The organism is Pseudokineococcus sp. 1T1Z-3, from assembly GCF_037482365.1.
GTDB lineage: Bacteria > Actinomycetota > Actinomycetes > Actinomycetales > Quadrisphaeraceae > Pseudokineococcus.
Window position 1 is genome coordinate 649,723 of the sequence record NZ_JBBHZF010000026.1, and the last position, 25,967, is coordinate 675,689.

24 protein-coding genes are annotated in these 25,967 nt (G+C 75.9%); 10 read left to right on the forward strand and 14 right to left on the reverse strand.

Annotated elements, in window-relative coordinates:
* Positions 1-40 precede the first annotated feature (40 nt).
* The 8 genes from WDV86_RS15100 to rpsD form a co-directional block, all read right to left on the reverse strand.
* Positions 41-1,726 carry a GspE/PulE family protein gene (locus WDV86_RS15100; protein WP_339568462.1) on the reverse strand — a complete coding sequence of 562 codons (1,686 nt, stop codon included), beginning with the start codon at positions 1,724-1,726 and terminating at the stop codon, positions 41-43.
* A gap of 155 nt (positions 1,727-1,881) precedes the next feature.
* Positions 1,882-2,838, reverse strand: a complete 957-nt coding sequence (locus WDV86_RS15105) for a shikimate dehydrogenase (RefSeq protein WP_339568463.1) — start codon at positions 2,836-2,838, stop codon at positions 1,882-1,884.
* Between the two features lies 1 nt (position 2,839).
* Complete coding sequence (mltG, locus tag WDV86_RS15110; RefSeq protein ID WP_339568464.1) at positions 2,840-3,931, reverse strand: endolytic transglycosylase MltG; 1,092 nt, start codon at positions 3,929-3,931, stop codon at positions 2,840-2,842.
* Between the two features lie 236 nt (positions 3,932-4,167).
* A complete protein-coding gene (gene ruvX / locus WDV86_RS15115; RefSeq protein WP_445263114.1) occupies positions 4,168-4,671 on the reverse strand; it encodes a Holliday junction resolvase RuvX in 504 nt (167 codons plus the stop codon).
* Positions 4,672-4,807: 136 nt separating this feature from the next.
* The gene (gene alaS, locus WDV86_RS15120) at positions 4,808-7,483 is read right to left on the reverse strand and encodes an alanine--tRNA ligase (RefSeq protein WP_339568466.1); all 2,676 of its coding nucleotides are present in this window, start codon (positions 7,481-7,483) and stop codon (positions 4,808-4,810) included.
* A 119-nt stretch (positions 7,484-7,602) separates the two neighbouring features.
* Entirely contained in the window at positions 7,603-7,875 is a 273-nt protein-coding gene (locus WDV86_RS15125; RefSeq protein WP_339568467.1) for a DUF6167 family protein, read from the reverse strand.
* 3 nt (positions 7,876-7,878) lie between these two features.
* Complete coding sequence (locus WDV86_RS15130; protein WP_339568468.1) at positions 7,879-8,232, reverse strand: DUF948 domain-containing protein; 354 nt, start codon at positions 8,230-8,232, stop codon at positions 7,879-7,881.
* 249 nt (positions 8,233-8,481) lie between these two features.
* Positions 8,482-9,117: a 30S ribosomal protein S4 gene (gene rpsD, locus WDV86_RS15135; RefSeq protein WP_339568469.1), complete on the reverse strand. Its 636-nt coding sequence runs from the start codon at positions 9,115-9,117 to the stop codon at positions 8,482-8,484.
* Between the two features lie 162 nt (positions 9,118-9,279).
* On the opposite strand from rpsD, the gene WDV86_RS15140 reads away from it, so the two are divergent.
* Together WDV86_RS15140 and WDV86_RS15145 are read left to right on the forward strand one after the other, a co-directional pair.
* Positions 9,280-10,179: a hypothetical protein gene (locus WDV86_RS15140; RefSeq protein ID WP_339568470.1), complete on the forward strand. Its 900-nt coding sequence runs from the start codon at positions 9,280-9,282 to the stop codon at positions 10,177-10,179.
* A gap of 125 nt (positions 10,180-10,304) precedes the next feature.
* The gene (locus WDV86_RS15145; protein ID WP_339568471.1) at positions 10,305-11,339 is read left to right on the forward strand and encodes a Brp/Blh family beta-carotene 15,15'-dioxygenase; all 1,035 of its coding nucleotides are present in this window, start codon (positions 10,305-10,307) and stop codon (positions 11,337-11,339) included.
* A gap of 19 nt (positions 11,340-11,358) precedes the next feature.
* On the opposite strand, the gene WDV86_RS15150 is transcribed toward WDV86_RS15145, so the two are convergent.
* Positions 11,359-12,711, reverse strand: coding sequence for a replication-associated recombination protein A (locus WDV86_RS15150; RefSeq protein ID WP_445263115.1), 1,353 nt, complete (start codon positions 12,709-12,711; stop codon positions 11,359-11,361).
* Between the two features lie 179 nt (positions 12,712-12,890).
* Between WDV86_RS15150 and WDV86_RS15155 the strand changes: the two genes are divergently transcribed.
* The 4 genes from WDV86_RS15155 to WDV86_RS15170 all read left to right on the forward strand — a co-directional run bounded on the left by WDV86_RS15155 (position 12,891) and on the right by WDV86_RS15170 (position 17,738).
* A complete protein-coding gene (locus WDV86_RS15155) occupies positions 12,891-13,112 on the forward strand; it encodes a hypothetical protein (protein WP_339568473.1) in 222 nt (73 codons plus the stop codon).
* Between the two features lie 65 nt (positions 13,113-13,177).
* On the forward strand, positions 13,178-14,014 hold the full coding sequence (locus tag WDV86_RS15160; protein ID WP_339568474.1) for a GNAT family N-acetyltransferase: 837 nt from the start codon (positions 13,178-13,180) through the stop codon (positions 14,012-14,014).
* Positions 14,015-14,219: 205 nt separating this feature from the next.
* Positions 14,220-15,674, forward strand: a complete 1,455-nt coding sequence (locus WDV86_RS15165; RefSeq protein WP_445263116.1) for an ATP-binding protein — start codon at positions 14,220-14,222, stop codon at positions 15,672-15,674.
* A 42-nt stretch (positions 15,675-15,716) separates the two neighbouring features.
* Positions 15,717-17,738, forward strand: coding sequence for a VWA domain-containing protein (locus WDV86_RS15170; protein ID WP_339568476.1), 2,022 nt, complete (start codon positions 15,717-15,719; stop codon positions 17,736-17,738).
* Between the two features lie 53 nt (positions 17,739-17,791).
* Here WDV86_RS15170 and WDV86_RS15175 read toward each other — a convergent pair whose 3' ends face one another.
* From WDV86_RS15175 to aspS, 3 genes are all read right to left on the reverse strand, one after another.
* Positions 17,792-18,592, reverse strand: coding sequence for an LLM class F420-dependent oxidoreductase (locus tag WDV86_RS15175; RefSeq protein ID WP_339568477.1), 801 nt, complete (start codon positions 18,590-18,592; stop codon positions 17,792-17,794).
* Positions 18,593-18,754: 162 nt separating this feature from the next.
* A complete protein-coding gene (locus WDV86_RS15180; RefSeq protein WP_339568478.1) occupies positions 18,755-19,279 on the reverse strand; it encodes a GNAT family N-acetyltransferase in 525 nt (174 codons plus the stop codon).
* Positions 19,276-21,123 carry an aspartate--tRNA ligase gene (aspS, locus tag WDV86_RS15185; RefSeq protein ID WP_339568479.1) on the reverse strand — a complete coding sequence of 616 codons (1,848 nt, stop codon included), beginning with the start codon at positions 21,121-21,123 and terminating at the stop codon, positions 19,276-19,278. Before aspS ends, WDV86_RS15180 begins: the two co-directional genes overlap by 4 nt.
* A gap of 213 nt (positions 21,124-21,336) precedes the next feature.
* Here aspS and WDV86_RS15190 point away from each other — a divergent pair, with 213 nt between their 5' ends.
* Entirely contained in the window at positions 21,337-21,882 is a 546-nt protein-coding gene (locus tag WDV86_RS15190; RefSeq protein ID WP_339568480.1) for a YbhB/YbcL family Raf kinase inhibitor-like protein, read from the forward strand.
* Positions 21,883-21,959: 77 nt separating this feature from the next.
* Positions 21,960-22,625: an alpha-ketoglutarate-dependent dioxygenase AlkB gene (locus tag WDV86_RS15195; protein ID WP_339568581.1), complete on the forward strand. Its 666-nt coding sequence runs from the start codon at positions 21,960-21,962 to the stop codon at positions 22,623-22,625.
* A gap of 32 nt (positions 22,626-22,657) precedes the next feature.
* Here WDV86_RS15195 and WDV86_RS15200 read toward each other — a convergent pair whose 3' ends face one another.
* Positions 22,658-23,023 (reverse strand): hypothetical protein, encoded by a 366-nt coding sequence (locus WDV86_RS15200; protein ID WP_339568481.1) that lies wholly within the window; start codon positions 23,021-23,023, stop codon positions 22,658-22,660.
* 278 nt (positions 23,024-23,301) lie between these two features.
* On the opposite strand from WDV86_RS15200, the gene WDV86_RS15205 reads away from it, so the two are divergent.
* Together WDV86_RS15205 and WDV86_RS15210 are read left to right on the forward strand one after the other, a co-directional pair.
* Positions 23,302-23,835 (forward strand): hypothetical protein, encoded by a 534-nt coding sequence (locus tag WDV86_RS15205; RefSeq protein ID WP_339568482.1) that lies wholly within the window; start codon positions 23,302-23,304, stop codon positions 23,833-23,835.
* Positions 23,832-24,782 carry a hypothetical protein gene (locus WDV86_RS15210; RefSeq protein WP_339568483.1) on the forward strand — a complete coding sequence of 317 codons (951 nt, stop codon included), beginning with the start codon at positions 23,832-23,834 and terminating at the stop codon, positions 24,780-24,782. The genes WDV86_RS15205 and WDV86_RS15210 overlap by 4 nt, the downstream gene beginning before the upstream one ends.
* Before the next feature lie 15 nt (positions 24,783-24,797).
* Here the strand turns inward: WDV86_RS15210 and WDV86_RS15215 are convergent, their stop codons facing one another.
* Positions 24,798-25,898 (reverse strand): Rv2578c family radical SAM protein, encoded by a 1,101-nt coding sequence (locus tag WDV86_RS15215; protein ID WP_339568484.1) that lies wholly within the window; start codon positions 25,896-25,898, stop codon positions 24,798-24,800.
* Positions 25,899-25,967: the final 69 nt, after the last annotated feature.

The window sequence follows — 25,967 nt, forward strand, 5'->3', positions numbered from 1 at the left end:
ACCTCCCCTCGTGCGGCCTCCACCGCGCGGGGAGGGCGGGTCAGGCGACGACGCGCAGGATCTCCTCCAGCGAGGTGAGGCCGGCGCGGACCTTGGCCCAGCCGTCGTCGCGCAGGGTCTGCATCCCCTCGGCGACGGCGACCCGGGCGATGTCGGAGGCCGAGGCGTGGGCGACGGCCAGGCGCTCGATGCTCTCCGTCACCGACATCACCTCGTGCAGCGCCAGGCGGCCCTTGTAGCCGGTCCGCGCGCACGCCGAGCAGCCGACGGGCCGGTGCAGGACGGGCAGCTCCTCCCCCGGCAGGTGCGGGAACCCCGAGACGGCGAGCGTCTGCTCGTCGGGCTGGTAGGCCTCCGAGCACTTGCGGCACAGCCGGCGCGCGAGGCGTTGCGCGAGGACGCAGTCCAGCGCCGAGCCGACGAGGAAGGGCTCGATCCCCATCTCGGTCAGGCGGGTGATGGCCGACGGCGCGTCGTTGGTGTGCAGCGTCGAGAGCACCAGGTGGCCGGTCAGCGCGGCCTCGACGGCGATCGTCGCCGTCTCCTTGTCGCGGATCTCGCCGAGCAGCACGACGTCGGGGTCCGAGCGCAGGATCGAGCGCAGCGCACCGGCGAAGGTCAGGCCCGCCTTGGCGTTGACCTGCACCTGGTTGATGCCCGGCAGCCGGTACTCGACCGGGTCCTCGACGGTGATGACGTTGATCTCGGGCCGGCTGACCACGTTGAGAGTCGCGTACAGCGTCGTCGACTTGCCCGAGCCCGTCGGCCCCGTGACGAGCATCATCCCGTAGGGCTTGCGGTAGCTCTGCGCGTAGCGGGCCTGGTTCTCGACGCTGAAGCCGAGGTCGGCGAGGTCGAGGGACGCCGTCGAGTTGTCCAGGATCCGCATGACGACCTTCTCGCCCCACACGGTGGGCAAGGTCGCCACCCGCAGGTCGACCTTGCGGCCGTGGTGGTTGACCGACAGCCGGCCGTCCTGGGGGCGCCGCCGCTCCGCGATGTCGACGTCCGCCATGATCTTCAGGCGGGAGATGACGCCGGACTGCACCGACCGCGGCGAGCGCATGACCTCGTGCAGCACGCCGTCGATGCGGAAGCGCACCCGCAGGTCGTGCTCGCCCGGCTCGATGTGGATGTCGGACGCGCGGTCGGTGATCGCCTGGTCGATGAGCAGGTTGACGTACCGGACGATCGGGGCGTCCTCGACCGCCGTCGTCATCGCCGAGAGGTCCTCGACCGGGTCGGCGTCGGCCGAGATCGCCGTCGTGAGGTCGTCGAGGTCCGCGTCGGCGCGGCAGTAGCGCTCGACCGCAGCCCGGACGTCGTCGCGGGTCGCGACGACCGGCAGGACGTCGAGGCCCGTGATGCTGCGCAGGTCGTCGATGGCGACGACGTCGCCGGGGTCGGCCATCGCGACGACGAGGCGCCGCTCCTCGTCCACCCGTAGCGGCAGGAGGCCGCTGCGGCGGCACAGCGCGGCCGGGACCCGGGCGACGGCCGAGGGGTCCACCGGCGTCTCGGAGAGGTCGACGAAGGTCAGGCCGACCTGGGCCGCGAGGGTCGCGACCAGCTGGCCCTCGGTGAGCGCCCCGGTGCTGACGAGCGCCTGCCCGAGCCGCTGCGGCGTCTGCTGCTGCGCCGCCAGCGCCCCGGCGAGCTGGTCAGGGGTGACGACGCCCTCGGCCACCAGCAGGTCCCCCAGCCGCGCCTTCGTCCTGCTGCGCACCCGAGCCCCCTTCCGCATGTCACCGTGGCGTCACGTCTGCCCCGCGGGTCCGGTCCGCCTGGGTCACCCCGGGGAGACGGCGAGAGCGCGCCCGCTGGCAGCAGGGACATCGGCACACCGGCTCGTGACCTTGACCCTCGCCCCGACGGTCGCGCTCAGAGGCCGGCGCGCCGGCGCCGCTCGGCGGCCGCGGCCTCGCGCAGGACGTCGGCGGACGGCGTGAGCCCTGTCATGAGGGCGACCTGGGAGACCGCCTGGTGGACGAGCATCTCGGCGCCGTCGACGACCGGGCCCGCCCAGGCGCCGGCCAGGGCGGTCGGCCAGGGGTCGTACACGACGTCCAGCAGCACCCCCCGTGCGCTCCCCGGCGCCAGGGCCTCGGCGACCCGGTCGCCCGCCCCGGAGGGCGCCGTCGAGACGACGACGTCGGCCTGCGCGAGCGCACGCGGCGCCTCCGCCCACGGCGCGAGGACCACCTCGACGCCGCAGCGCGCGCCGACCCGCGGCAGCGCGGCCGCGCGAGCTGGGTCGCGCACCAGGGCCAGGACCCGCGAGCAGCCGAGCCGGCCGAGGGCCACGACCGCCGAGACGGCCGTGGCCCCGCCGCCCAGCACGACGCCGCTGAGCCCACGCTGCGACGACGGTGCCGGCAGGACCGGCGAGAGCGCTGCCTCGATCCCGGCGACGTCGGTGTTCGCCCCGACCGGCCGCCGCTCCCCCTCACCCGTCCGCGCCTCAGCCGTCCGCGCCTCGCCCGTCCCCGCCTCGCCCGTCCCCGCCTCGCCCGNTGGCTGCCCGGTCTGGGTCTGCCCGCCGACCCAGGTCACGGTGTTGACGACGCCCGTGGTGGCGGCGACGTCGTCCAGGTCGGCCAGCAGCGGCAGCACGGCCCGCTTGAGGGGCATGGTGAGCGACAACCCGGCCCACTCGGGGCCGCAGCCGGCCAGGAAGCCGGGCAGCCCCGGCTCGGTGACCTCGTGCGCCTCGTACGTCCAACCCCGAAGGCCCAGGTGCGCGTGGGCCGCGCGGTGCATGGCCGGCGACAACGAGTGCGCCACCGGCGACCCGAGGACGCCGGCGCGCCGCTCGCGCGCGGCGCCCTCGGCGCCCACCTCAGCCGCCCTGCGGGTTCTCGGCCAGGTACGCCTGGAAGAGCCGGACGTTCTCCTGGTGCTCCTCGTAGGTCGTCGAGAACAACGTCTCCCCCGTCGACAGGTCGACGGTGACGAAGAACAGCCACGGGCCGTCCGCGGGCTCGAGCGCGGCCGCGATGGCGGCCTCCCCCGGGGAGTTGATCGGTCCCGGCGGCAGCCCCGCGTAGACGTAGGTGTTGTAGGGGTCGTCGGTCGCGCGGGCCTCGTCAGAGGTCGTGATGCCGGTGTCGCCCGTCGCGAAGTTGACCGTCGAGTCGAACTGCAGCGCCATGCCGATGGCCAGGCGGTTCTCGATGACGCGGGCCACCCGTGGGCGGTCCTCGTCCCGGGAGGCCTCGGCCTCGACGAGGCTGGCGAGCGTCATCGTGCGGTGCCACTGCTCCGGCGGCAGCCCTGCCTCGACGAGGCTCCGCTCGGCGCGGGTGACCATCGTCGAGATGACGTCCACGGCCGTGACGTCGGGCTCGAAGGTGTACGTGGCCGGGAACAGGTACCCGTCGAGGCGGCCCTGCGCCTCGGCCGGCAGCGGCACCGCCGGGTCGCTCGCCGCCGCCTGCAGGTCCTCCACGGAGATGCCCGTGTCCGCCTCGATCTGCGCGAGCGCCGTGCTGGCGTAGAGGCCTTCCACGAGCTGGACCCGCAGGTTGATGCGCGACTCCGGGGACAGCAGCAGGTCGAGGGCGCCCTCGGCGCTCATCTCCTCGCGCAGGGCGTAGGTGCCCGGCTGGATGCTGTCCGAGGCCGGCTCGGACTGCGTCGCGGCGACGAAGGCACCCACGCTGGCGACGACGCCGGCGTCGGTCAACGTCTGCCCGATGGCCTGGCCCGTGTCCCCCTGCACCACCTGGACCTGCACCTCGCCGTCGCCGGGGCCGGCGAAGTCCTGGGGCGGCGGGTCACGCTCGAGCAGGGGCCGCACGAAGCTCCACCCGACCGCTCCCGCCCCGGCCACGAGCACGAGGGCGAGCAGGAGGACGACGCCGGCGACGACGCGGCGACGACGTCGCGGGCGGTGCGGCCGGGCCGGCGGGGCAGCCGTCGGGTCGGCCACGGCGCCCACGAGGGGCACACGGCTCCGGTCCCGCGGGCTCATCGTCGGCCCCGGTGGGCTGGTGCGGTGCTCACGCTGGAGTCCTCCTCGGGCGGTCGGCCCGTGGCCTCCCGCTCGGCGTCCACGCCGGTGCGCCGCGCCCTCCCGCGCCGACCGACCTCGTCGTCGTGCTCGTCCTGGTGGTGCTGGTGCTGGTGCTGGTGAGGCTGCCCTGCTCCTGCCGGCCCGCGCGGACCTCAGGAGCCCGTGACGGCCTCGCCCGGCGGCCGTCCCGAGGCCCGCTCGAGGTCCAGCGCGGTCTGCAGTATCCACGCTGCGGCGACCTGGTCCACCACCGCACGGTGACGACGGCCGCTCGTGCCGCCCTCGTGGAGGCTGCGGTGAGCACCCGCTGTGCTCAGCCGCTCGTCCACGAGGCGCACGGGGACGGGCGCGACCACGCGCGCGAGCCGGCCGGCGTAGGCCCGCGCCAGACCCGCGGCGCGGTTCTCCGCGCCGGACAGGGAGCGCGGCAGCCCGACGACGACCTCGACGACCGCTCGCGCGTCCACCTCCGCCGCGATGCGTCGCAGGTCCGAGGGCACGTCCGAGGGCACGTCCGTGGTCGGGTCACCCCGCTCGGGGCGCCGCCCGTCCCCACGCCCGCGCGGGAGCGTCTCGACGGCGGTGGCGAGGACGCCGTCGGGGTCGCAGACCGCCAGCCCCACCCGCACGCTGCCGACGTCGACCCCGAGGCGCACGCCCCGCCGGAAGGCGCGCTCCTCGCCCGGGGGCTGGGGCTCGGCCGCACCGCCGGCGAGGTCTGGGGCGTCGTCCGCACCGGCCGGGACGGCCGTGCGCCGGGGCCGGGGTCGACCGGACCGGGCCACCAGGGCCTCAGCTCGTCACGGCGGCGCCGACCTGGTGCTCCACCGCGGTGAGGGCCTCGCCGAGCCTGGAGGCGTCGGCCCCGCCGCCCTGGGCGAGGTCGTCCTTGCCGCCGCCCCCACCTCCGAGGACCCCGGCGGCGGTCCTGACCAGGGCCCCGGCCTTGACGCCCCACTCCCGCGCGCGCTCGTTGGTCGCGACGACGACCAGCGGGCGTCCCTTGGCGACGCCGCCGACGGCGACGACGGACGGCCGCTCGGCGCCCAGGCGCCCGCGCACGTCGAGGGCCAGGGCACGCAGGTCGTCGGCCGAGGCCACCTCGCCGGCGTCGTGGGTGGCGCACGCGACGCCGAAGACGTCGGTGGGCGCGGCCGCCAACGGCCCCGCGGCCGCCAGCACCCGCTCGGTGCGGGTACGGGCGAGCTCGCGGTCGGCCTCGCGCAGCCGGCCGACCATGTCGCCGACCCGGCCGACGAGATCCCCCTGGGAGGTGCCCATCAGCTCGGTGAGCTGGGCGACGAGGTCTCGCTCTCGGGCCAGGTAGCGGAAGCCCTCGACCCCGACGACGGCCTCGACGCGCCGGTTGCCCGCCCCGACGCTCGACTCGCCCGTCACGACCAGCGGCCCCACCTGGCTGCTGCGCCGCACGTGCGTCCCGCCGCACAGCTCGCGCGACCACGGGCCGCCGATCTCGACGACGCGGACCTCCTCGCCGTAGGTCTCGCCGAACAGCGCCAGGGCGCCGAAGTCCTTGGCCTCGGGCAGGGTCATCCACTGCGCGCTGACGGGCAGGTCGTCGCGCACGGCGAGGTTGGCGACGTCCTCGACGTCGCGGCGCTGCTGGGCCGAGAGCCCGCCCTTCCAGCCGAAGTCCAGCCTCAGGTAGCCGGGACGGTTGTAGGAGCCCGACTGCTGCGCCGAGGGGCCGAGCACCTGCCGCAGCGCCGCGTGGACGACGTGGGTGCCCGAGTGGGCCTGGCACGCGTCGACGCGCCACTGCGGGTCGACGGCGGCCTCGCACTGCAGCCCCTGGGTGATCTCGCCGTCGAGCACGCGGACCTGGTGCACGACGAGCCCCTTGACGGGGCGCTGGACGTCGAGGACCTCGGCGGAGCCGCCGTCCCACACGAGCGTGCCGGCGTCGGCGCTCTGGCCGCCGGACTCGGCGTAGAAGGGCGTGCGGTCCAGCACCACCTCGACGACCCGGCCGACCTCGGCCGACGGCACCGGGTCGACGCCGTCGACGACGGCCAGCACGCTGCTCGTCGTCGTGAGCGTCGTGTACGCCTGCCAGTCGGTCGGCCCGCTGGCGCTGAGGACGTCGCGGTAGGCGCCGACGGCGGCGGCACCGGTGCGCTTGGAGCGCGCGTCGGCGCGAGCCCGTTCCTTCTGCTCGGTCATGAGCTCGCGGAAGCCCTGCTCGTCGACCGTGACGCCCTGCTCGCGCGCCATCTCGAGCGTGAGGTCGATGGGGAAGCCGTAGGTGTCGTGCAGCTGGAACGCCCGCGCCGCCGGGACCTGCTGCCCGCCGGCCGCCTTCGTCTCCCGCACGGCCGTGTCGAGGATGGTCGTGCCGGACACGAGAGTACGCCGGAAGGACTCCTCCTCGGTCCCGACCACCTCGACGACGCGCCCGAGGTCGGCCTCCAGCTCGGGGTAGGAGCGCGCCATCCGCTCGGCCGAGACCCGCGTGAGCTGCGCCAGGGACGGCTCCTCGACGCCGAGCAGGCGCATCGCGCGCACGGCCCGGCGCAGCAGGCGGCGCAGCACGTACCCGCGGCCCTCGTTGCCGGGCCGGACGCCGTCGCCGACGAGCATGAGCCCTGAGCGCACGTGGTCGGCGACGACGCGCAGCCGCACGTCGGCGTCGTGGTCGGCGCCGTAGCGCACCCCCGCCATCGCCGAGGCCGCCTCGATGACGGGGAACACCTCGTCGATCTCGTACATGTTGTCCTTGCCCTGCAGCAGGTAGGCCACCCGCTCCAGGCCCATGCCCGTGTCGATGTTCTTGCGCGGCAGCTCCCCGAGGACCGGGAAGCTGTTCTTGTCGCCGCCCTCGCCCCGCTCGAACTCCATGAAGACGAGGTTCCAGATCTCGATGTAGCGGTCCTCGTCGACCGCCGGGCCGCCGTCACGGCCGTTGGCCGGGCCGGTGTCGACGAAGATCTCGCTGCAGGGCCCGCACGGACCGGGGCCGCCGGTGGACCAGTAGTTGGTGCCTGCGCCCAGGCGCTGCACGCGCTCGGGGGCGACGCCGACGTCGCGGGTCCAGATCCGGTAGGCCTCGTCGTCCTCCTCGTAGACCGTGACCCAGAGGTCCTCGACGGCGAACCCGTAGCCGCCCTGGTCCTGCGGCGTGGTGACGAGCTCCCACGCCCACGGGATGGCCTTCTCCTTGAAGTAGTCCCCGAAGGAGAAGTTGCCGTTCATCTGGAAGAAGGTGCCGTGGCGGGTGGTCTTGCCGACCTCCTCGATGTCGAGGGTGCGCACGCACTTCTGCACGCTCGTCGCGCGCTCGAACGGCGCCGGCTCCCGGCCGGTGAGGTAGGGGATGAAGGGCACCATGCCGGCGACGGTGAACAGCAGCGTCGGGTCGGGCGAGACGAGCGAGGCGCTGGGGACCACGGTGTGGCCCTTGCCCTCGAAGAAGCTGAGCCAGCGACGGCGGATCTCCGCGGTCTCCATGGGAGGCCTTCCGGTCTGGGGAGGCCGGCGCGCGGGAGGCGGCCGACAGGGTCGGTCGGGAGGGTCGGTCGGTCGGGAGGCGGGTGCCCGGCCCGTCGAGGCCGTGGGCTCCGCGCAGGTCAGCCCCGGGGGCTGGTGGGTCGCTCGAGGAGGTCGCGGACCTCGGGCTCGCTCATGGCGCCGGCGTCGACGCCGAGGGCCACGCGGAGCTCGGCCTCGCGCTCGGCGGCCCCGGAGCGGACCTCGGCGGCGAAGCGGCGACCGGCGTCGACCCAGCCCTCGGCGCGGCCCTGCAGGCCCGCGGGGGTGTAGGCGCGCACCACCCCGGCGGCACGGCGGACGGCGACGACGCCGGCGACGGCGCCCAGGCCGACCCAGACGAGGCGACCCACGGGTCAGCCCCGCTTCCGGCCGGCCACGGCGTTGCGCACGCCGTAGGTGAAGGCCGCCACCTTGACGACGGGCGAGCCGAGCGTCGCCGCGAAGAGCGCCGTCAGCGCCGAGACGTTCGTCGCGACCTGGGCCGCGCCCGTCGTGATGGTGTCGACGTTCTGCATCTGCTCGTTGACCTGCGTCACCGCGGTGGTGGTCTCGGTGATGAGCGGGCGCGTGTCGTCGGAGAGGCGACGGACGGCCTCACGGGTCTCGTCGAGCACCTTGCCGAGCTTGAGCAGGGGGATGGCGAGCAGCCCCACGAGCAGCACGAACGCGCCCGCGGCGATGAGCCCCGCGACGTCTCCGAGTGTCATTGCCGGTCCTTCCGCTTGGTCCGCGACGCCGCGGCCCCGGGCCGCCGGGCTCCCGGCACCCCGGCGCGTCGGTGGACGCGGGCACGGCAGCTCCCGCCCCGGCTGCCGGGGCGCGCGGTGGACCTTACCGCCCAGGTCGTCCGCCTCCGGCGGGCGCGCGAGCGCGCCGGCGGGCCCGGGCACGGGCGTCCGCGCCCGTCACCACCATTGCCCCCTCCTCCTCGACCGGCCGGCAGCAGGCCTGGCCGCTCAGCGCGAGTAGTACTCGACGACCTTGGAGACGTCGCAGGTCACGGGGACCTCCTCGCGCACCGACGGGCGCAGGACGGCGACGGTCAGCCCGGCGAGGTCCACGCGCAGGTACGGCGGGACGGCGGGCAGCACGTCGGCGTGCCCCCCGGCCGCGGCGACGAGGAAGGGGTCGAGCCGCTTGCTCTTCTCCGCGATCTCGACGACCTGACCGGGGCGCACCCGGTAGGAGGGCCGGTCGACGCGCTGGCCGTCGACCAGGACGTGCTGGTGGGTGACCGCCTGGCGGGCCTGGCGCGAGGTGCGCGCGAAGCCGGCGCGCAGGACGACGGCGTCCAGGCGGCTCTCCAGCAGCTGCACGAGGACGTCGCCGGTGCGCTCGGGGTGCCGCTTGGCCTCGTCGACCGCGCGGCGCAGCTGGGCCTCGCGGATGCCGTACTGCGCGCGCAGCAGCTGCTTCTCCCGCAGGCGCAGGGCGTAGTCGCTCTCGGTGCGACGGCGGGCGCGACCGTGCTCGCCGGGCGGGTAGGGGCGGTTCTCGAAGTGCTTGACCGCCTTCGGCGTCAGGGCGACGCCCAGCCGGCGGGAGAGGCGCACCTGCTTGCGGGCGCGGTCGGTGGATGCAGAGGACGACACGAGGCTGCTCCTGGAGTCGGCGGTAGGGGGAGTCGGCGGCGGGTGGGCGGTGGAGATCTCGGTGGTGGGGGGCGGCGTCACGGGCCCGCCCGCGACGTGGTGCCCGGGCGGGCTCCCGACAGCGCGTCCCACCGACGCACACCTTAGGCTAGCCTTGCCTCCATGACGTACACCCCGGGGGCCGCGGTCGTCGCCGCGACGGCCCTGTCCGGCACCGGCACCGCGACCGTGACCTCGGCGGCCACCGGCGAGAGCGTCGGCGTCGTCCACGCCCGCACGGCGGCCGGCGTCCTCGTCCTGCTCGTGAGCGCCGAGGGGGCGCATGAGCTCGGGCTGCCCGAGGACGCCGTGGCCGAGGACGTCACCGCGGAGCTGCAGGTGGTCGTGCAGGCCCCGTTGCCGGACCTCACCGTGCCGCGGGCCCAGCTCGTGGTGCAGGGGTGGGTCAGCGCCCTGCCCGACGCCCGCACGCACGAGGCGCTGGAGGCCACCTGCGCGCTGGGCGACCTCGCCGAGCTGCACGCGCAGTGGCCGGACGCGCGGCTGCTCGTCCTCGACCCGGCGGCGGTGCGGCTGCACTGGGCCGAGGGCTGCACCGACGTGCCGGTCGAGGACGTGGTCGCGGCGTCGGCGGACCCGGTGACGCTGCACGAGGGGCACGTGCTGGCGCGCGTGGACGCCGAGCTGGGCCGCTGCCTCGTGGGGCTCGTCCGCTCCATGGGGCACGCGCACCCGGCCCCGGGAGGGGCCGGCAGCGGGGCGCCGTCGGTCGGTCGTGACCTCGACCGCGTGAGCGAGGTCCGCTGCGTCGGCGCCGACCGCTTCGGCCTCGTCCTGCGCTGCCGCACCGAGCGCCCGTGGCAGGCCGTCGGCGAGGGCTGCTGCGGCGCCCGCGGGCACTCCCCGGGCACGCCCTGCGAGGCGCAGACGACGGCGTCGCTGCGGCTGCTCTTCCCCGCGCCGGTCGCCGACGCCGACGCCGCCGTCGACGCCCTCGCGCTGCTCGTCCTCAGCGCGTCGGTCTCCGACCCCGCGCGCTGCCCCTACGCCCCCGGGCGCTGACGCCGCTGCCGCTGCCACCGGGGCAGGCGTGGCGTCCGGTGGGAGGTCGACTCCTGACGGCCGGCGCCGCGCGGGGTCGCCCACGACGAGGGGCGGCAGGGGGCGCCGACCGCCACAGTGAGCGCGTGAGGACGACCACCCGGGCCGCCGGGCCTGACGCCCGCCGCACCGGCGCCGGACCGTCGGACGTCGCGCTGCCGCCGTTGCACGGCTGCTTGCGCACGGCCGTCGTCGTGGTCCCGCTGATGACGGCGCTCGTCGTCGCGCTGGGGGTCCCGACGGTCGAGGCCCTCGCCCCGGGCCTGGCCGCGGCGGCCGCCCCGACGCTGCTCGTGGCGGCCCTCGTCGTCGGGCTGCCGCACGGTGCCGTGGACCTCGTCCAGCCGGAGCTGTCGCCGCGCTCGCGGCGAGGTCGGGCGCTCGTCGGCCTGGCCTACGTCGGCCTCGTCGGCGCGGCGGTCCTCGCGCTGCGGGTCGCCCCCCTGCCGGTGCTCGGCACGCTGCTCGTGCTCGCCGCGCTGCACTTCGGGCTGGCCGACGAGGTCGTGCACCGCTGGCGGACAGCCGCCCTCGTCGGCCGACGCGCGCCGCTGGGGCTGGTCTCGACGACGGTCCGCGCGGTCGCGCTCGGTGCGGCACCGGTCGTCGTCCCGCTGGCCCTGGCCGACGAGGGGGTGCGCACGCTCCTCGACGTGCTGGCCGACGGCCAGGGCCACGTGGTCGTCACCGCGGCGCGGGCAGCGCTGGGGCCCGTCCTCGCGGCCGTCGTCGTCACGGCCGGCCTCGCCGCACGCCGGCGGGACGTCGTGGGGGCGGGCGAGCCGCTGCTGCTGACGGCGCTCTTCGTCCTCGCCCCGCCCCTGCCGGCCTTCGCGGCCTACTTCGGCCTGTGGCACAGCCTCCGTCACCTCGCGCGGCTGCTCGCCGTCGACGCCGCGCGGCACGCCGGCGGCCCTGTCGGGCCGGGTGACCTCCGCGCGGCGGGCCGCCGCCTCGCCCGTGCGGCGGCGGTCCCGACGGCAGTGGCTCTCCTCGGGCTCCTGGGCCTCGTCCTCGTGGCAGGCGGCGACGTCGTGCCGGCCGCTCTCGTGCTCGTCCTGTGCCTCACCGTGCCGCACGCGGCAGCCGTGGCCCTGGCCGACCGCAGCCTGAGGGGCTGAGGAGCGCGAGGTCAGCGGCTCAGGGCCGGGCCCGTCCCTCCAGCACGGCACGCAGCCGCTCCAGCCGGGCGCTGATCTCCCGCTCGGCGCCCCGGTCGGTCGGCTCGTAGTACCGCCGGCCGGCGAGGGTGTCGGGCAGGTGCTGCTGCGCCGCGACGCCGTGCGGGGCGTCGTGGGCGTAGACGTACCCGACCCCGTGGCCCAGGCGCGCCGAGCCGGCGTAGTGGCCGTCGCGCAGGTGCGCCGGGACGACGCCAGCCTTCCCGGCGCGCACGTCGGCGACCGCGGCGTCCACCCCGAGGTAGGCCGCGTTGGACTTCGGCGCCGTCGCGAGGTGGACCACGGCCTGCGCCAGCGTGATCCGGGCCTCGGGCATCCCGAGCAGCTGGACGGCCTGGGCCGCGGCGACGGCGGTCTGCAGCGCCGTCGGGTCGGCCATGCCGACGTCCTCGCTCGCGGCCACGACGACGCGCCGGGCGATGAAGCGCGGGTCCTCCCCCGCCTCCAGCATCCGCGCGAGGTAGTGCAGGGCGGCGTCGACGTCGCTGCCGCGCATCGACTTGATGAAGGCGCTGATGACGTCGTAGTGCTGGTCGCCGTCGCGGTCGTAGCGCAGGACGGCGGCCTCCAGCGCCCGCTCGGCGTGCTCGGCGCGCACCGGCACGGGCTCGTCGTCGGCCAGCCCCGCCTCCCACGCGTCGGCCGCCGCGGCACCGGCGGCGGCCTCCAGCGCCGTGAGCGCGCGGCGGGCGTCGCCCTCGGCGACCCGCACGAGGTGCTCGAGCGCGTCCTCCTCGACGGCCACCTCGCCGCCCAGGCCGCGCTCGTCGTCGACCGCCCGCTGCAGCAGCCCGCGGACGTCGGCGGCCTCCAGCGGCTGCAGCGTCAGCAGCAGCGAGCGGGACAGCAGCGGGGAGATGACGCTGAAGGACGGGTTCTCCGTCGTCGCCGCGACGAGCACGACGACGCCGTTCTCGACACCGGGCAGCAGGGCGTCCTGCTGGGCCTTGGTGAAGCGGTGGATCTCGTCGAGGAACAGGACGGTGCGGCGGCGGTGCAGGTCCCGCCGCTCGCGGGCGACGTCCATGACCCGGCGGACGTCCTTGACGCCGGCGGTGATGGCCGACAGCTCCTCGAAGTCTCCGCCGCTGGCGCGCGAGACCACGTGCGCGAGCGTCGTCTTGCCGGTGCCGGGTGGCCCCCACAGCACGACCGAGGTCGGCGCGGCGCGGGTGACGCGCCGGGGTGCGGACGTGTCGGCGGGCGCGCCCGGCCGGGCGGCGGCCAGGCTCTCGACGAGCCGACGCAACGGGGAGCCGGTGCGCAGCAGGTGCTGCTGGCCGACCACCTCGTCGAGGGTGCGCGGGCGCATCCGCACCGCGAGCGGCGGGCGGGCGCCGCCCTCGGAGCGGTCCGGGGCGACGGGTCCGGCGTCGCCGCCGGTGAAGAGGTCAGGTCCGCCGCCGAGCACGGGGTCAGGCTAGGCCGCACCCTCGCCGGGCGCGGCGGTCACCGCGCCGCGCGACCGTCGCCGAGGCCTACGCTCGCCACATGGGTGAGGACTCCCCCGGGCGGCGTTTTCTGGTGTGGCTGGGCCTCGTGCACCCCTCCGGCGAAGAGCCGCTGCATGGCGCGAAGGGCACGTCCCGGTACGGCGTCGGCCAGCACACGTCCGTGCGGCTGGACCAGGACGTCGATGCGCTGCGTGCCCGGGTCGAGGCGCTCGAGCGGCGCCTCGGCACGGAGGACGAGCGACCGGACGGGTCGACCTGAGCCGATCGGCGGGTCGTCGTCCGCGAGAGCAGGAGTCACCGGCGGACGGGTGGCAGCATCCAGGCGTGCCGGCACGACCCCTGAGGACGTCGACCGAACCCGTCGTCCGGGACCTGCCACCCGACCTCGCGCACCTGGCCGCGTCGGCCGGCGACGACGCGGGGCCCGACCTCTTCCTGCGCTGGCAGCTGTCACCGGCGTCGGTGCACCGGGCGTGGGCGGCCGGTCGGGGCGTGGCCGTGCTCGCCGACCGGCGCCGGGGCCGCTCGCTCGTCGCGGTCGGCCCGGCCGAGGACGCCGTCACGCTCGTCAGGGCGGTGCTCGACGAGGCGGCGCCCGAGGTCGTCACGCTCCCGCGCGGGACGCCCGACCTGCTCGCCGCGACCGACCCCGTGTGGCGCCAGCGCCTCGTCGGCGGCGACGACTGGGACTGGTCCTGGACCGACGCCGCCCCGGCGGAGCCTCTCCCGGGCGAGGCGGACGTCGTCGTCCTCGACGTCGAGACGCGCGAGCGGCCCGGCGCGGACGCCGACGCGGTGCGCGCACTCGTCGCCGCGGCGAGCCCCCGCTCCTCGGCGCAGCCGGGCGATCCCCAGGTGCGGTCGTGGATGGGTGTCCGTGACGGCCGGGACGTGCTCGCGTGCGTCGCGAGCACGTCCGACGACGGCGGCGCCGCGCCGCACCTGGCCGCCGTCGCCACCCACCCCGCCCACCGCGGCCGCGGGCTGGGTGCCGCGGTGACGGCCGCGCTCACCCGGCGCCTGCTGCGGGAGAACCCGGTCGTGACGCTGGGCATGTACGCCGACAACGACGTCGCCCGCCGCCTCTACGCCCGCCTGGGGTGGACCTGCTCCCACCGCTTCTCCTCGCGCCTCGTCCGCCCCCTCCCCCGGACTTCGTAGCCTCTCTCCGCCGGAGGCGACCCCTGAGGCGTACTTCGTAGCCTTTCTCCGCCAGAGGCGACCCCTGAGGCGTACTTCGTGGCCTTTCTCCGGCGGAGGGGTGCGAGACCCGCGTCCGCCCACCGCCGCGCCGGCCGGCAGGGGGCGGACGTACCGTCGTGAGGTGACACCTCCGGCCGAGCCGACCCCCTCCGCCCCCGCGGGCATCGCCGCCCCGCTCGACGCCACCGAGCTGCTGCTGTCCCCCGTCCCGCCGCCCGACCTGCCCTCGACCCTGGGCGCCCTGCGCGCGAGCGGTCACGTGCTGCGCGGCGTGCGCGAGGAGATGCGCGAGAACCTCCTGGACGCCATGCGCGCCGGCCGGACGACGGGCGAGCGGTTCCCCGGCGTCGTCGGCTACGACGACACCGTGCTGCCCGAGGTGGAGCGGGCCCTGCTCGCCGGCCACGACCTCGTCCTGCTCGGCGAGCGCGGCCAGGGCAAGACCCGGCTGGCCCGCACGCTCGTCGGCCTGCTCGACGAGTGGACGCCCGTGGTCGCCGGCAGCGAGCTGCACGACCACCCGTACGCGCCCGTCTCGGCCGGCGCCCGGGCTCTCGCGGCCGAGCACGGCGACGACCTCGAGGTCGGGTGGCTGCACCGCTCCTCGCGGTACACCGAGAAGCTCGCGACCCCGGACACGAGCGTCGGGGACCTCGTCGGCGACGTCGACCCCGTCAAGGTCGCCCAGGGACGCAGCCTCGGGGACCCCGAGACCATCCACTTCGGGCTCGTCCCCCGCGCCCACCGCGGCATCTTCGTGCTCAACGAGCTGCCCGACCTCGCCGAGCGGATCCAGGTCTCCCTCCTGAACGTGCTCGAGGAGAGGGACATCCAGGTCCGCGGGTACACGCTGCGGCTGCCGCTGGACCTGCTCGTCGTCGCGACGGCCAACCCCGAGGACTACACCAACCGCGGGCGCATCATCACCCCGCTGAAGGACCGCTTCGGCGCCGAGGTCCGCACGCACTACCCGACCGACGTCGACGCCGAGGTGGCGCTCGTGCGCCAGGAGGCGGCGCTCGTCGCCGAGCTGCCCGACGTCCTCGCCGAGGTGCTCGTGCGCTTCACCCGGGCGGTGCGGGAGTCCTCGGCCGTCGACCAGCGCTCGGGCGTCTCGGCCCGCTTCGCCGTCGCCGCGGCGGAGACGACGGCCGCTGCGGCCCTGCGCCGCTCGGCGCTCGTCGGCGAGCAGCCGGCCGTCGCGCGGGTCGGCGACACGGCCTCCGTCGTGACGACGCTGCGCGGCAAGGTCGAGTTCGAGTCCGGCGAGGAGGGCCGCGAGCACGACGTCCTGGAGCACCTGCGCCGCACCGCCGTGGCGGAGGTCTTCCGGCGCCGGACCCGCGGGCTGGACCTCTCCGGCTTCACGGACGTCGTCGCCCAGGGCGGCACGGTCGAGACCGGCGAGCTCGTGCCGGCCGCCGACGTGCTCGCCTCCCTCGGGCCGGTACCCGGGCTCGCCCAGGTGCTGGACGCCTTCGGCTTCGGCGCCGAGCCGAGTGCGGCGCAGGCAGCCTCGGCGGTCGAGCTGGTCCTGGAGGGGCTGCACCTGCTGCGGCGCCTCGGCAAGGAGGTCGTCGACGCCCCCGGCGGCGCCCGCACCCTCTACGGCGGCTGACCCAGCCTCCGCCTGATCCGTTCTCTCCCCGAGGAGACCAGCATGGCCCGCTTCTCCTACGGCGCCTGGGCCGGCGGCCCGGACCCGCTGGCCGGTCCGCTCGACGTCCGCTCCGCCGTCGACGCGCTCGGGCGCGACGTCATGGAGGGGCGCAGCGTCCGCGAGGCGCTGCGGGACCTGCTGCGCCGCGGGGAGGACGGACGCACGGGCCTGCGCGACCTCGCCGCCCGCGCCGCCCGCCGGCAGAAGGAGCTGCGACGGTCCGGGGACCTCGCCGGGCCCCTCCAGCGGGCCCGCGAGCAGCTCGCCGAGGCCCTCGCCGCCGAGCGCGAGGCCCTCGCGATGGACGACGACGACGCCGCCCGCGAGCGCGAGCAGCGCCTGGACGACCTGCCGCGCGACACCGCCGAGGCCGTCCGCGAGCTCGAGGACGACGAGTGGCGCAGCCCCGCCGCCGAGGCGATGTACCGCCAGGTCCGCGAGCAGCTGCGCGACGACGTCCTCGGGGCCCAGTTCGCGGGCCTGCGCGACGCCCTGGCCGCGGCCCGCGAGGCCCGACGGGCCGCCGAGCAGGGCGGCGACGCCGAGGGCGCCCGCGCGCAGGCGGCGCAGGCGATGCAGCAGATGAAGGACATGCTCGCCGACCTCAACGCCCTGCTGGCCGCGCACGCCCGGGGCGAGGACACCACCGAGCAGTTCGAGCAGTTCATGGCGCGTCACGGCGAGGCCTTCGGCGACGACCCGCCGGGCGACGTCGAGGAGCTGGTCGACGAGCTGGCGCGCCGGCAGGCGGCGATGGACCGGATGCTCTCGTCGCTGTCGCCGCAGCAGCGCGCCGAGCTGTCCGACCTCATGGCCGACGCGCTCGGTGACGCCGGGCTGGAGGCGGAGATGGCCGCTCTCTCCGACGCCCTGCGCGCGCTGCGACCGGGTCTGGACCGACGCTCGCGCGAGCGCTTCACCGGCGGGGACCCGATGTCGGTCGGCGAGGGCACCGACGCGCTCGCCGAGCTGTCGGACCTGGACGCGCTGTCGCAGGCGCTGGGGCAGGACTACCCGGGCGCGAGCCTGGACGACGTCGACGTCGAGGCCGTCGAGCGCCAGCTCGGAGCGGGTGCCGCCGCCGACGTCCGCGCGCTGCAGCAGCTGGACGGGGAGCTGCGTCGCCAGGGGTGGCTCTCCCCCGACGGCGCGGACGCGTTGTCGTTGACGCCGAAGGCGCTGCGGCGCCTCGGTGAGAGCGCGCTGGCCGCCGTCTTCTCCTCCATGCGCGGCGGGCGGCGCGGCGGGCACGACGAGCGCTCCGCCGGCGCGGCGGGCGAGGCGACCGGCAGCTGGCGGGACTGGCAGTTCGGCGACGAGCAGCCGCTGGACGCCGTCCGGACCGTCCAGCGGGCGGTGCTGCGGACGGCCGGGTCCGGCGCCGCGCCGGGCGGCACCGTTACGCTGGAGGTCGAGGACTTCGCCGTCGTCGAGACCGAACGTCGCACCGGGGCGGCAGTGGCGCTCTGCGTCGACCTGTCCTTCTCGATGGTCGCCGAGGACCGCTGGGCGCCGATGAAGCAGACGGCGCTGGCGCTCAGCCACCTCATCGCGACCCGCTTCCCCGCCGACCAGCTGGAGATCATCGGCTTCGGCCGGACGGCGGAGGTGCTGAGCGCGGGGGAGCTCGCCGCCGTGGAGCCGTCAGGCATGCAGGGCACGAACCTCCAGCACGCTCTGGCCCTGGCGCGCCGTCACGTCGCACGGCACCCGGGGCTCGAGCCGGTCGTCCTCGTCGTCACCGACGGCGAGCCGACGGCGCACCTGGAGGGCGGCGAGGCGGTCTTCTGGTGGCCGACGCTGCCCGAGACCGTCGAGGCGACCGTCCACGAGGTCGACGCGCTGACCCGGATGCGCACGCCGATCAACACCTTCGTCCTCGGCGACGACCCCGGCCTGCGCCGGTTCGTCGACGCCCTCGCCCGTCGCAACGGTGGCCGGGTGCTGGCGCCGTCGACCGACCGCCTCGGCGAGTACGTCGTCAGCGACTACCTGAGCAGCCGCACCGCCGGGCGGGTCTGAGCGGGACCTTCTCTCACCCGGTGGGCGCGAGGACGAGGTCGTCGACGCGGCGGTCAGGCGTTGTGGTCGTCGCGGAAGGCGAGCCAGTCCCGCACGAGACCGAGGTCGAAGTCGGGACCGTCCGTGCCGATGGTGAGCAGCGTGACCCCTGCCTCCAGCAGTGCCTCGCCGACGGCGTCCGGCCCCTCCTGCGAGCCGGCGGAGCGCTCGATCTCCCCGGGGTCGCGGCCGATGTCGCGGCAGTAGCCGTCGAGGACACCGGCCTTGCGGCGCAGCTCGTCGGCGTCGCCGAAGCCGTGCCAGATGTCGGCGTGCCGCGCGACCAGCGGCAGCGTCTTCTTCTCCCCGCTGCCACCGACCATCACCGGGATGTCGCGGACGGGCGCCGGGTTGAGCCTGGCCCAGCGCGCCTCGACCCGCGGCAGGGCCTCGCCGAGGTCGCCGATCCGGCGGCCCGCCGTGCCGAACTCGTACCCGTACTCGGCGTAGTCCCGCTCGAACCACCCGGCGCCGATGCCGAGGATCAGGCGCCCGTCGCTCATGTGGTCGACGGTGCGGGCCATGTCGGCGAGCAGGTCGGGGTTGCGGTAGGAGTTGCAGCTGACGAGGGCACCGATCTCGACGCGCTCGGTCGCCTCCGCCCAGGCGCCGAGCATCGTCCAGCACTCGAAGTGCTTGCCGTCGGGCTCGCCGTAGAGCGGGAAGAAGTGGTCCCAGTTCATGACGACGTCGACGCCGGCCTCCTCGGCCGCGGCGACAGCACGCCGGATCTGCGCGTAGTCGGCGTGCTGCGGCTGGATCTGCACCCCGACCCGGACGGGCCGCGACGGCCGCGTGCTGCTCTGCTCGCTCATGGCGACGACGCTACGAGCCGGCGACGCCGGGCGCGCTGCGGACCTCTGCCCGTCCTCCACGGTCTCGGTGCGGCCGCGCGACCTCGCAGCCTCGCGACAAGGTCACCTGTCGCGGAGGTGGCTGGTGGTGCCGTGGTCCGGGACCACACCGGCGGGGGCTGCTCAGAGCAGCCCGGCCTCCAGCCGCTGGAAGACCGGTGAGTACACGGCCTCGCCGACGGGGGCGTCCGCCGCGAGCCGCCGGGCCATGAAGCTCGGCCCCCGGTAGGGGCCCATGATCCCGACCTCGCTGGCCGTCTCGAAGCCGAAGCGGCCGTAGAAGGCCGGGTCGCCGAGCACGAGCACGAGCGTCTCCCCGGCCGTGGCCGCCTCGCTGAGCACCCGCTCGACGAGCTGGGTGCCGACGCCCGACCGCTGGCGCGACGGCAGCACCGACAAGGGCGCCAGCGCCAGCGCCGGCCCCTGGCCGACACGGATGCGGCTGGCGAGGACGTGCCCGACGACGATGACGCCGTCCATCGCCACGAGGCTGTACCGGGCCATGTGGGCCCCCGGGTCGCGCCGCAGCTCGCGGACGAAGGCGGCCTCGGGGCCGGTCTCGGCCCCGGCGGCGGTGAAGGCCGCCGTGACGACGGCGGAGACGGCCTCCTCGTCCGCCGGCGTCTCCGGGCGCAGCAGCAGGCTCACGACGTGCCGCCGCCCTCCGGCGCCGTCGGCGGCTCGCCGGGGCCGGGCGGCGGGGTCGCGTCCACGCCGGCCTCCTTGCGCTGCGCCGCGGTGATGGGCGCCGGCGCCGCCGTCAGCGGGTCGTAGCCGCCGCCGCTCTTGGGGAAGGCGATGACCTCGCGGATCGAGTCGGCCCCCGCGAGCAGCGCGCAGATGCGGTCCCACCCGAAGGCGATGCCGCCGTGCGGCGGGGCGCCGTAGGCGAAGGCGTCGAGCAGGAAGCCGAACTTCGCCCGCGCGTCCTCCTCGGGCAGGCCCATGACGGCGAAGACCCGCTCCTGCATCTCGCGGGAGTGGATGCGGACCGAGCCGCCACCGATCTCGTTGCCGTTGCAGACGATGTCGTAGGCCTGGGACAGCGCGGCGCCGGGGTCCTCCTCGAAGCGGTCGGCCCACTCCGGCGTCGGCGCCGTGAAGGCGTGGTGCACGGCCGTCCACGCCCCGCTGCCCACGGCGACGTCGCCCGACGCCGTCGCCGCCGCGGCCGGCTCGAAGAGGGGGGCGTCGACCACCCACACGAAGGACCAGGCGCTCTCGTCGACGAGCCCGCACCGGGTGCCGACCTCCAGGCGCGCCGCGCCCAGCAGGCTGCGCGCCGAGGCCGGGGCGCCGGCGGCGAAGAAGATGCAGTCACCCGGGCTCGCACCGACGTGCGCGGCCAGCCCGGCGCGCTCGCCCTCGGTGAGGTTCTTGGCGACCGGCCCCCCGAGCTCGCCGTCGTCCCCGACGAGGACGTAGGCGAGGCCTCGGTGCCCGCGCTGCTTGGCCCAGTCCTGCCAGGCGTCCAGCTTCTTGCGCGGCTGCGACGCCCCGCCCGGCATGACGACGGCCCCGACGTACTCGGCCTGGAAGACCCGGAAGGGCGTCGCCGAGAAGTACTCCGTGCAGTCGACGAGCTCCTGCCCGAAGCGCAGGTCGGGCTTGTCGCTGCCGAAGCGCGCCATCGCGTCGGCGTAGGTCAGCCGCGGGATCGGCCCCTGGACGTCGTGGTCGACGAGGCGCCACAGCGCCGCCAGCAGCTCCTCGGTGAGCGCCATGACGTCGGCGGCGTCGACGAAGCTCATCTCGACGTCGAGCTGGGTGAACTCCGGCTGCCGGTCGGCGCGGAAGTCCTCGTCCCGGTAGCACCGGGCGATCTGGTAGTAGCGCTCCACCCCGCCCACCATGAGCAGCTGCTTGAACAGCTGCGGGCTCTGCGGCAGCGCGTACCAGGAGCCGGGCTGCAGCCGCGCGGGCACGAGGAAGTCGCGCGCACCCTCCGGCGTCGAGCGCGTGAGCGTCGGCGTCTCCACCTCGGTGAAGCCGTGCCCGTCCAGGACACCGCGCGCGGCCCGGTTGACGGCGCTGCGCAGCCGCAGCGCCGCGGCGGGCCCGGACCGGCGCAGGTCGAGGTAGCGGTGCTTGAGGCGCACCTCCTCGCCCACCTCGCCCGACCCCGACGCCTCGACCGGGAAGGGCAGCGCCGCCGCCGCCGACAGCACCGTGAGCTCGCTGGCGACCACCTCGACGTCGCCCGTCGGCAGGTCGGGGTTCTCGTTGCCCTCGGGCCGACGACGCACCTGGCCGGTCACCTGGACGACGTACTCGCTGCGCAGGTCGTGGGCGCCGGAGGAGTCCAGCAGCTCGTCGCGGACGACGACCTGGGCGACCCCCGAGGCGTCCCGCAGGTCCAGGAAGGCCACGCCCCCGTGGTCTCGGCGTCGCGCGACCCAGCCCGCGAGGGTGACCTCGAGACCCGCGGTCGTGTCGTCGTCGACGGAGGCGTGCTCGACGCGCAGGGCGCCGGCCTCGTGGGTGCGCAGCACTGGGGGTCCTCTCGGGTCGGTCTCGGCAGCGCGGTCCGGCTGCCGAACGCCTGCCGTCACGCGCGGGCGATGCTACGGGCGAGGGCCGACGGCGGCCGACACCCACGGCTGCGTCCCCGCCGTGCGGCGGCGAGGTGGCCGACCGAGGATGGCTGGACTGCTCGCCGGCGTCGACGTCACGGACGCCGGCGACCGACCGAGGAGAGGACTCCCGTGAGCGACCGCGGCCTGATCGACCCCTACGAGCACCTGCCCCAGGTGCCCTCCTTCACGCTGAGCAGCGACGACGTCGCCGAGGGCCAGCGCCTGGCCGACGTGCACGCCAGCGGCGCCATGGGCGTCGACGGAGGGCAGGACCTCTCGCCGCACCTGTCGTGGTCCGGGGCGCCCGAGGGCACCAAGAGCTTCGCCGTCACCGCCTTCGACCCCGACGCGCCGACGGCCTCCGGCTTCTGGCACTGGGCCGTCGCCGACCTGCCCGTCTCGACGACGTCGCTGGCGCAGGGCGCCTCGGACGGAGGTCTGCCCGAGGGGGCGCTGACGCTGCGCAACGACGGCGGCTTCGCCGGGTTCGTCGGCGCCGCTCCCCCGCCGGGGCACCGCACGCACCACTACTGGTTCGTCGTCCACGCCGTCGACGTCGAGAGCCTCGGGCTGGAGGCCGACGTCCCGCCGGCGCAGCTCGGCTTCAACCTCTTCTTCCACACCCTCGCGCGGGCGACGCTCGTCGCGACGTACGACCTGCCCGCCGAGGGCTGAGCAGAGACCTCGACGCACCCAGGCCCGGGCTGCCCGTACACGTGTTCGAGGTGTGCGGGTAGCCTGCCTGCGTGGTGATGACGACGCAGCCCTCGTTGCTGGACGACCTGGGCGCGCCCGCGGCTGCTCCCGACCAGCCGCCCTCGGGCGGGCGCCCGGTGCTCGGCCCGCTGACCGACGGCCTGACGCGCCACGAGCTGTCCCGCGGGGCCTGGGTGGACGTGCGGCCCGGATGGGTCCACCCCTCGCAGAGCCTGTTCGAGCACCTGGTCGCCGACGTCCCGTGGCGCGCCGAGCGACGGACGATGTACGAGCGGGAGGTCGACGTCCCGCGGCTGCTGTGCTTCTACGGCGAGGGCGCGCTGCTGCCGCACCCGGTGCTGGCGGAGGCCCGCGAGGCGCTGTCGGCGCACTACCGGCCTGTGCTGGGCGAGCCGCTCGTGACCGCGGGCCTGTGCCTCTACCGCGACGGCCGGGACGGCGTGGCCTGGCACGGCGACCGGGTCGGACGGGCGGGCCGGGAGGACACCGTCGTGGCGATCATCTCCCTCGGCGCGCCGCGCCCCCTCGTGCTGCGGCCCCGTGGCGGCGGCCCGACGGCGTTAAGGGTGCCCGTCGGCCACGGCGACCTGCTCGTCATGGGCGGCTCGTGCCAGCGGACGTGGGAGCACGCCGTTCCCAAGACCTCGAAGCCGGTCGGCCCGCGCGTCAGCGTGCAGCTGCGGCCGCGCGGCGTGCGCTGACCCCGCTTGAGGCTGCGCTCGGGGCGGTGCTCTCAGGGCGCCGCCCGGGGCAGGTCCTCCGGCGCGTGCCGCTGGGCGTCCTGCGCCAGGGAGACGAGACGCGCCATGGCCAGCTCTCGGTCCTCGGCGGACCAGCAGCCCTGCTCGTCGGTCGCGACGAGGGCGGAGGGCTCCAGCTGGGCGAGCGCGGAGGCCAGGACCAGCCCGTCGTACCTCTCGCGCTCGTCGGCCGTGAGGCCGTCCCCCTCTCCTGCTGCGGCGAGGGCCATCTCGACGGCGTCGCCGGCGATCCCCTCCGCCGCGAGGACCCGTCGGTCCACGTCGGCCCGCACGGTCTCGCACGCCGCCTGACCAGCCGGGTCGGAGCAGCCCAGCGCGCACGCGAGCAGCGCCGTCACCGGCACTGCTGCCCACCCAGATGGACGTCGTCGGGTCATCGTCGCCCCTTTCGCCCGCCAGCAGTCATCACCTCTCGTCGGCATCACCCGGCGATGACGTCGCCCGGTGGCGACGGCTTCACCCGGTCGCCGCGAGACGTCGCCGCAGGACGTCGCCCGCGGGTCAGGGTCGGGACGTCGCACGGAGCCGACCTCGCCGCTGGCGTGCCTGCGGCCACGTAGCCTGCCGGCGCCAGGGCGAGCACCGCCCGCCCGCCACCGACTCGACGAGGAGTGCCGTGCCCCCGAGCACCTCCGGCCGCGTGACCACGGGTGCGGTGACCGACGGCTCGCCGAGGACCCTGGTCCTGGGCCGCGCCGCGCGGAGCTGGCGCGCCCTGGCCGCGAGCGTCCTCGCCGCCTGCTTCGTCGCCGGCAGCCTGGTCGGGGACGACCACTGGTGGCCCGTCGGTCCCCTGCGGATGTACTCGACCTCGAGCTCACCCAGCGGCTCGGTGCGCGTCTTCGTCGTCGAGGTGACGACGGCGTCCGAGCCGGGCTGGCGGGAGGTGCCCATCAACCTCTGGACGCTCGGGCTCAACCGGGCCGAGCTCGAGGGCCGCTGGCCGCTCCTGCAGTCCGACCCCGGGGTGCTGGCGACGCTCGCCGACGCCCACGCGACCCTGCAGCCCGAGGACGAGCGCTGGGACGGCGTCCGGCTCGTCCGGCGCTCGACGCCGATGGTCGGCGGCAGCCCGGACCGGGACGCCACGGTCGACACCCCGCTCGTCGTCTGGACGGTCGAGGACGGCGGGCAGGTGGTCGGATCATGAGCTCCACCGGCAGACCCGCCACCCTCTCCGCGGTCGAGCGGGGGCACCTCGCGTGGTGGCAGCGACCGGCCGCGTGGCTGTTCTGGGAGGCGCCGCTGGCGCGGGTGGCCTGGTTGCGTCTGGCGGTCTACGCCTTCGTCGTGCTCGACGTCCTCGTGCTGCACTCCACGGGCCGCTTCCACGGTGCCGCCGACCCGGTCTGGTACCAGCCGCTCGTCGTCGGGCAGGTCCTCGGTCTTCCCGCGGCCACCGTGCTGCTGGCCGAGCTGACGCGCTGGGGCTCCGTCGTCCTCGCCCTCCTGGCGATGACCGGACGGGCGCCGCGTCTCCTCGGCTGGGCGACCGTCGTGTGCTGGGCGTGGTTCCAGTACATCGCCTTCTCCTACGGCAAGGTCGACCACGACCGCGCCGGCCTGCTCACGGTCTTGCTGGTGCTGCCGACCGTCGGGCAGGCCCGCCTGCGCGACGACCGGCGGTCGCAGGCCGCCGGCTTCGCCCTGCGGGCCGCCCAGCTCGCCGCCATCTCGACGTACTTCCTCGCCGCGATCGCCAAGGTGCGCTTCGGCGGCTGGGAGTGGGTCAACAGCGCGACGGTCGCCCGCGCCGTCGTCCGCCGCGGCACCTGGTTCTCGGAGTGGATGCTCGACTACCCGGCCCTGCTCGTCGCGGCGCAGTGGGGCCTGTTCACGGCCGAGCTGCTCTCGCCGGTGATCTTCGTCCTCGCCGTGGGCTGGCAGCGGCGGGTGGTCGGCGCCTGGTACCTCTTCCACGCCGCGACCTACGCCGCCATCAGCATCGCGTTCTGGCCGCACCTGGTGACGCTGCTCGCCTTCGTCCCGCTCGAGCGCGCCGCAGAGTGGGTCCGCTGGCGCTGGCGACGCCGCCGCGGGCTCGACGAGGACGTGCCCGCCCCGCCACCGCTGGTGGCGCCGGGGCGGGACGGGTAGGACGGGCCGGCCTCGTCAGAGCAGCGCGAGCTGGTGGCCCACGGGTGTCGCCGCAGGACGGGCCGTCTCCGTCGCGGGAGCAGCGAGCGGAGCCGGCAGGCTGCCGTCAGGGAAGGCGTTCTCCTCGTCGACCGCGCCGTCGCGGGCTGCGCCTCCCGACTGGCGGTCGAGGCCGTGCCGGGCCAGCAGCGGCGCCAGGCGCTCGGCGAGCCACGTGCGGTAGTGCGCCGGCACGTAGGCGCCGCGGCCGTACAGGCGGTGGTACCGCGGCACGAGCCGGGGGTGCGTGCTCTCCAGCCAGGCCAAGAACCACTCCCGGGCACCGGGCCGCAGGTGCAGCGGCAGCACGGTGACGCCGGTCGCGCCCGCCTGAGCCACGCGCGCCAGGGCCTCGTCCAGGTGCTCGACCGAGTCGGTGAGCCACGGCAGCACCGGGGCGACGAAGACGCCGCACGGCAGCCCCGCGTCGCGGACGGTACGGACGAGGTCGAGGCGGGCGCGCGGCGACGGCGTGCCCGGCTCCAGGGCGGCGTGCAGCTCGTCGTCCCAGATCGCCAGCGAGACACCGATGCCGACCGGCACGTGGCCGGCGGCGCGGCTCAGCTGCGGCAGGTCGCGGGCCAGCAGCGTGCCCTTGGTGAGGACGGAGAACGGCGTCCCGGAGCGCGCGAGGGCCTCGACCACCCCGGGCACGAGGCGGTACCGGCCCTCGGCGCGCTGGTAGGGGTCGGTGCTCGTGCCGAGCGCCACGTGCTCGCGCTGCCACGACGCACGGCTGACCTCGCGGCGCACCACCTCGGCGACGTTGGTCTTGACGACGACCTCGCGGTCGAAGCCCTCGCCCGTGTCGAGGTCGAGGTAGGCGTGCGTGCCCCGCGCGAAGCAGTAGACGCAGGCGTGGCTGCAGCCGCGGTAAGGGTTGACCGTCCAGCGGAACGGCATGGCCGACGCGGCCGGCACCTCGTTGAGGGCGCTGCGGCACCGGACCTCGTGGAAGGTGACGCCCGCGAACCCCGGCGTCCGCACGCTCCGCTGCAACCCCGGGATGCTCGCCGCCGCCAGCCCGGGCAGGGCGCCGTCGTCGACCGCCTCGAGCATCTGCGCCTGCCACCTCACGAGACGCAGTCGAACACCTGTGCGGGACGGCGTCAAGAGGCAGGAGGCCTGCGGCGACGACGTGCGTCG

Coding starts and splice junctions, on each gene's coding strand:
- alaS (WP_339568466.1), bottom strand. CDS start 7,483: ATGGAGACCGCGGAGATCCGCCGTCGCTGGCTCAGCTTCTTCGAGGGC.
- WDV86_RS15130 (WP_339568468.1), bottom strand. CDS start 8,232: ATGACACTCGGAGACGTCGCGGGGCTCATCGCCGCGGGCGCGTTCGTG.
- WDV86_RS15140 (WP_339568470.1), top strand. CDS start 9,280: ATGACGTACACCCCGGGGGCCGCGGTCGTCGCCGCGACGGCCCTGTCC.
- WDV86_RS15150 (WP_445263115.1), bottom strand. CDS start 12,711: ATGCGCCCGCGCACCCTCGACGAGGTGGTCGGCCAGCAGCACCTGCTG.
- WDV86_RS15155 (WP_339568473.1), top strand. CDS start 12,891: ATGGGTGAGGACTCCCCCGGGCGGCGTTTTCTGGTGTGGCTGGGCCTC.
- WDV86_RS15170 (WP_339568476.1), top strand. CDS start 15,717: ATGGCCCGCTTCTCCTACGGCGCCTGGGCCGGCGGCCCGGACCCGCTG.
- WDV86_RS15175 (WP_339568477.1), bottom strand. CDS start 18,592: ATGAGCGAGCAGAGCAGCACGCGGCCGTCGCGGCCCGTCCGGGTCGGG.
- WDV86_RS15195 (WP_339568581.1), top strand. CDS start 21,960: ATGACGACGCAGCCCTCGTTGCTGGACGACCTGGGCGCGCCCGCGGCT.
- WDV86_RS15210 (WP_339568483.1), top strand. CDS start 23,832: ATGAGCTCCACCGGCAGACCCGCCACCCTCTCCGCGGTCGAGCGGGGG.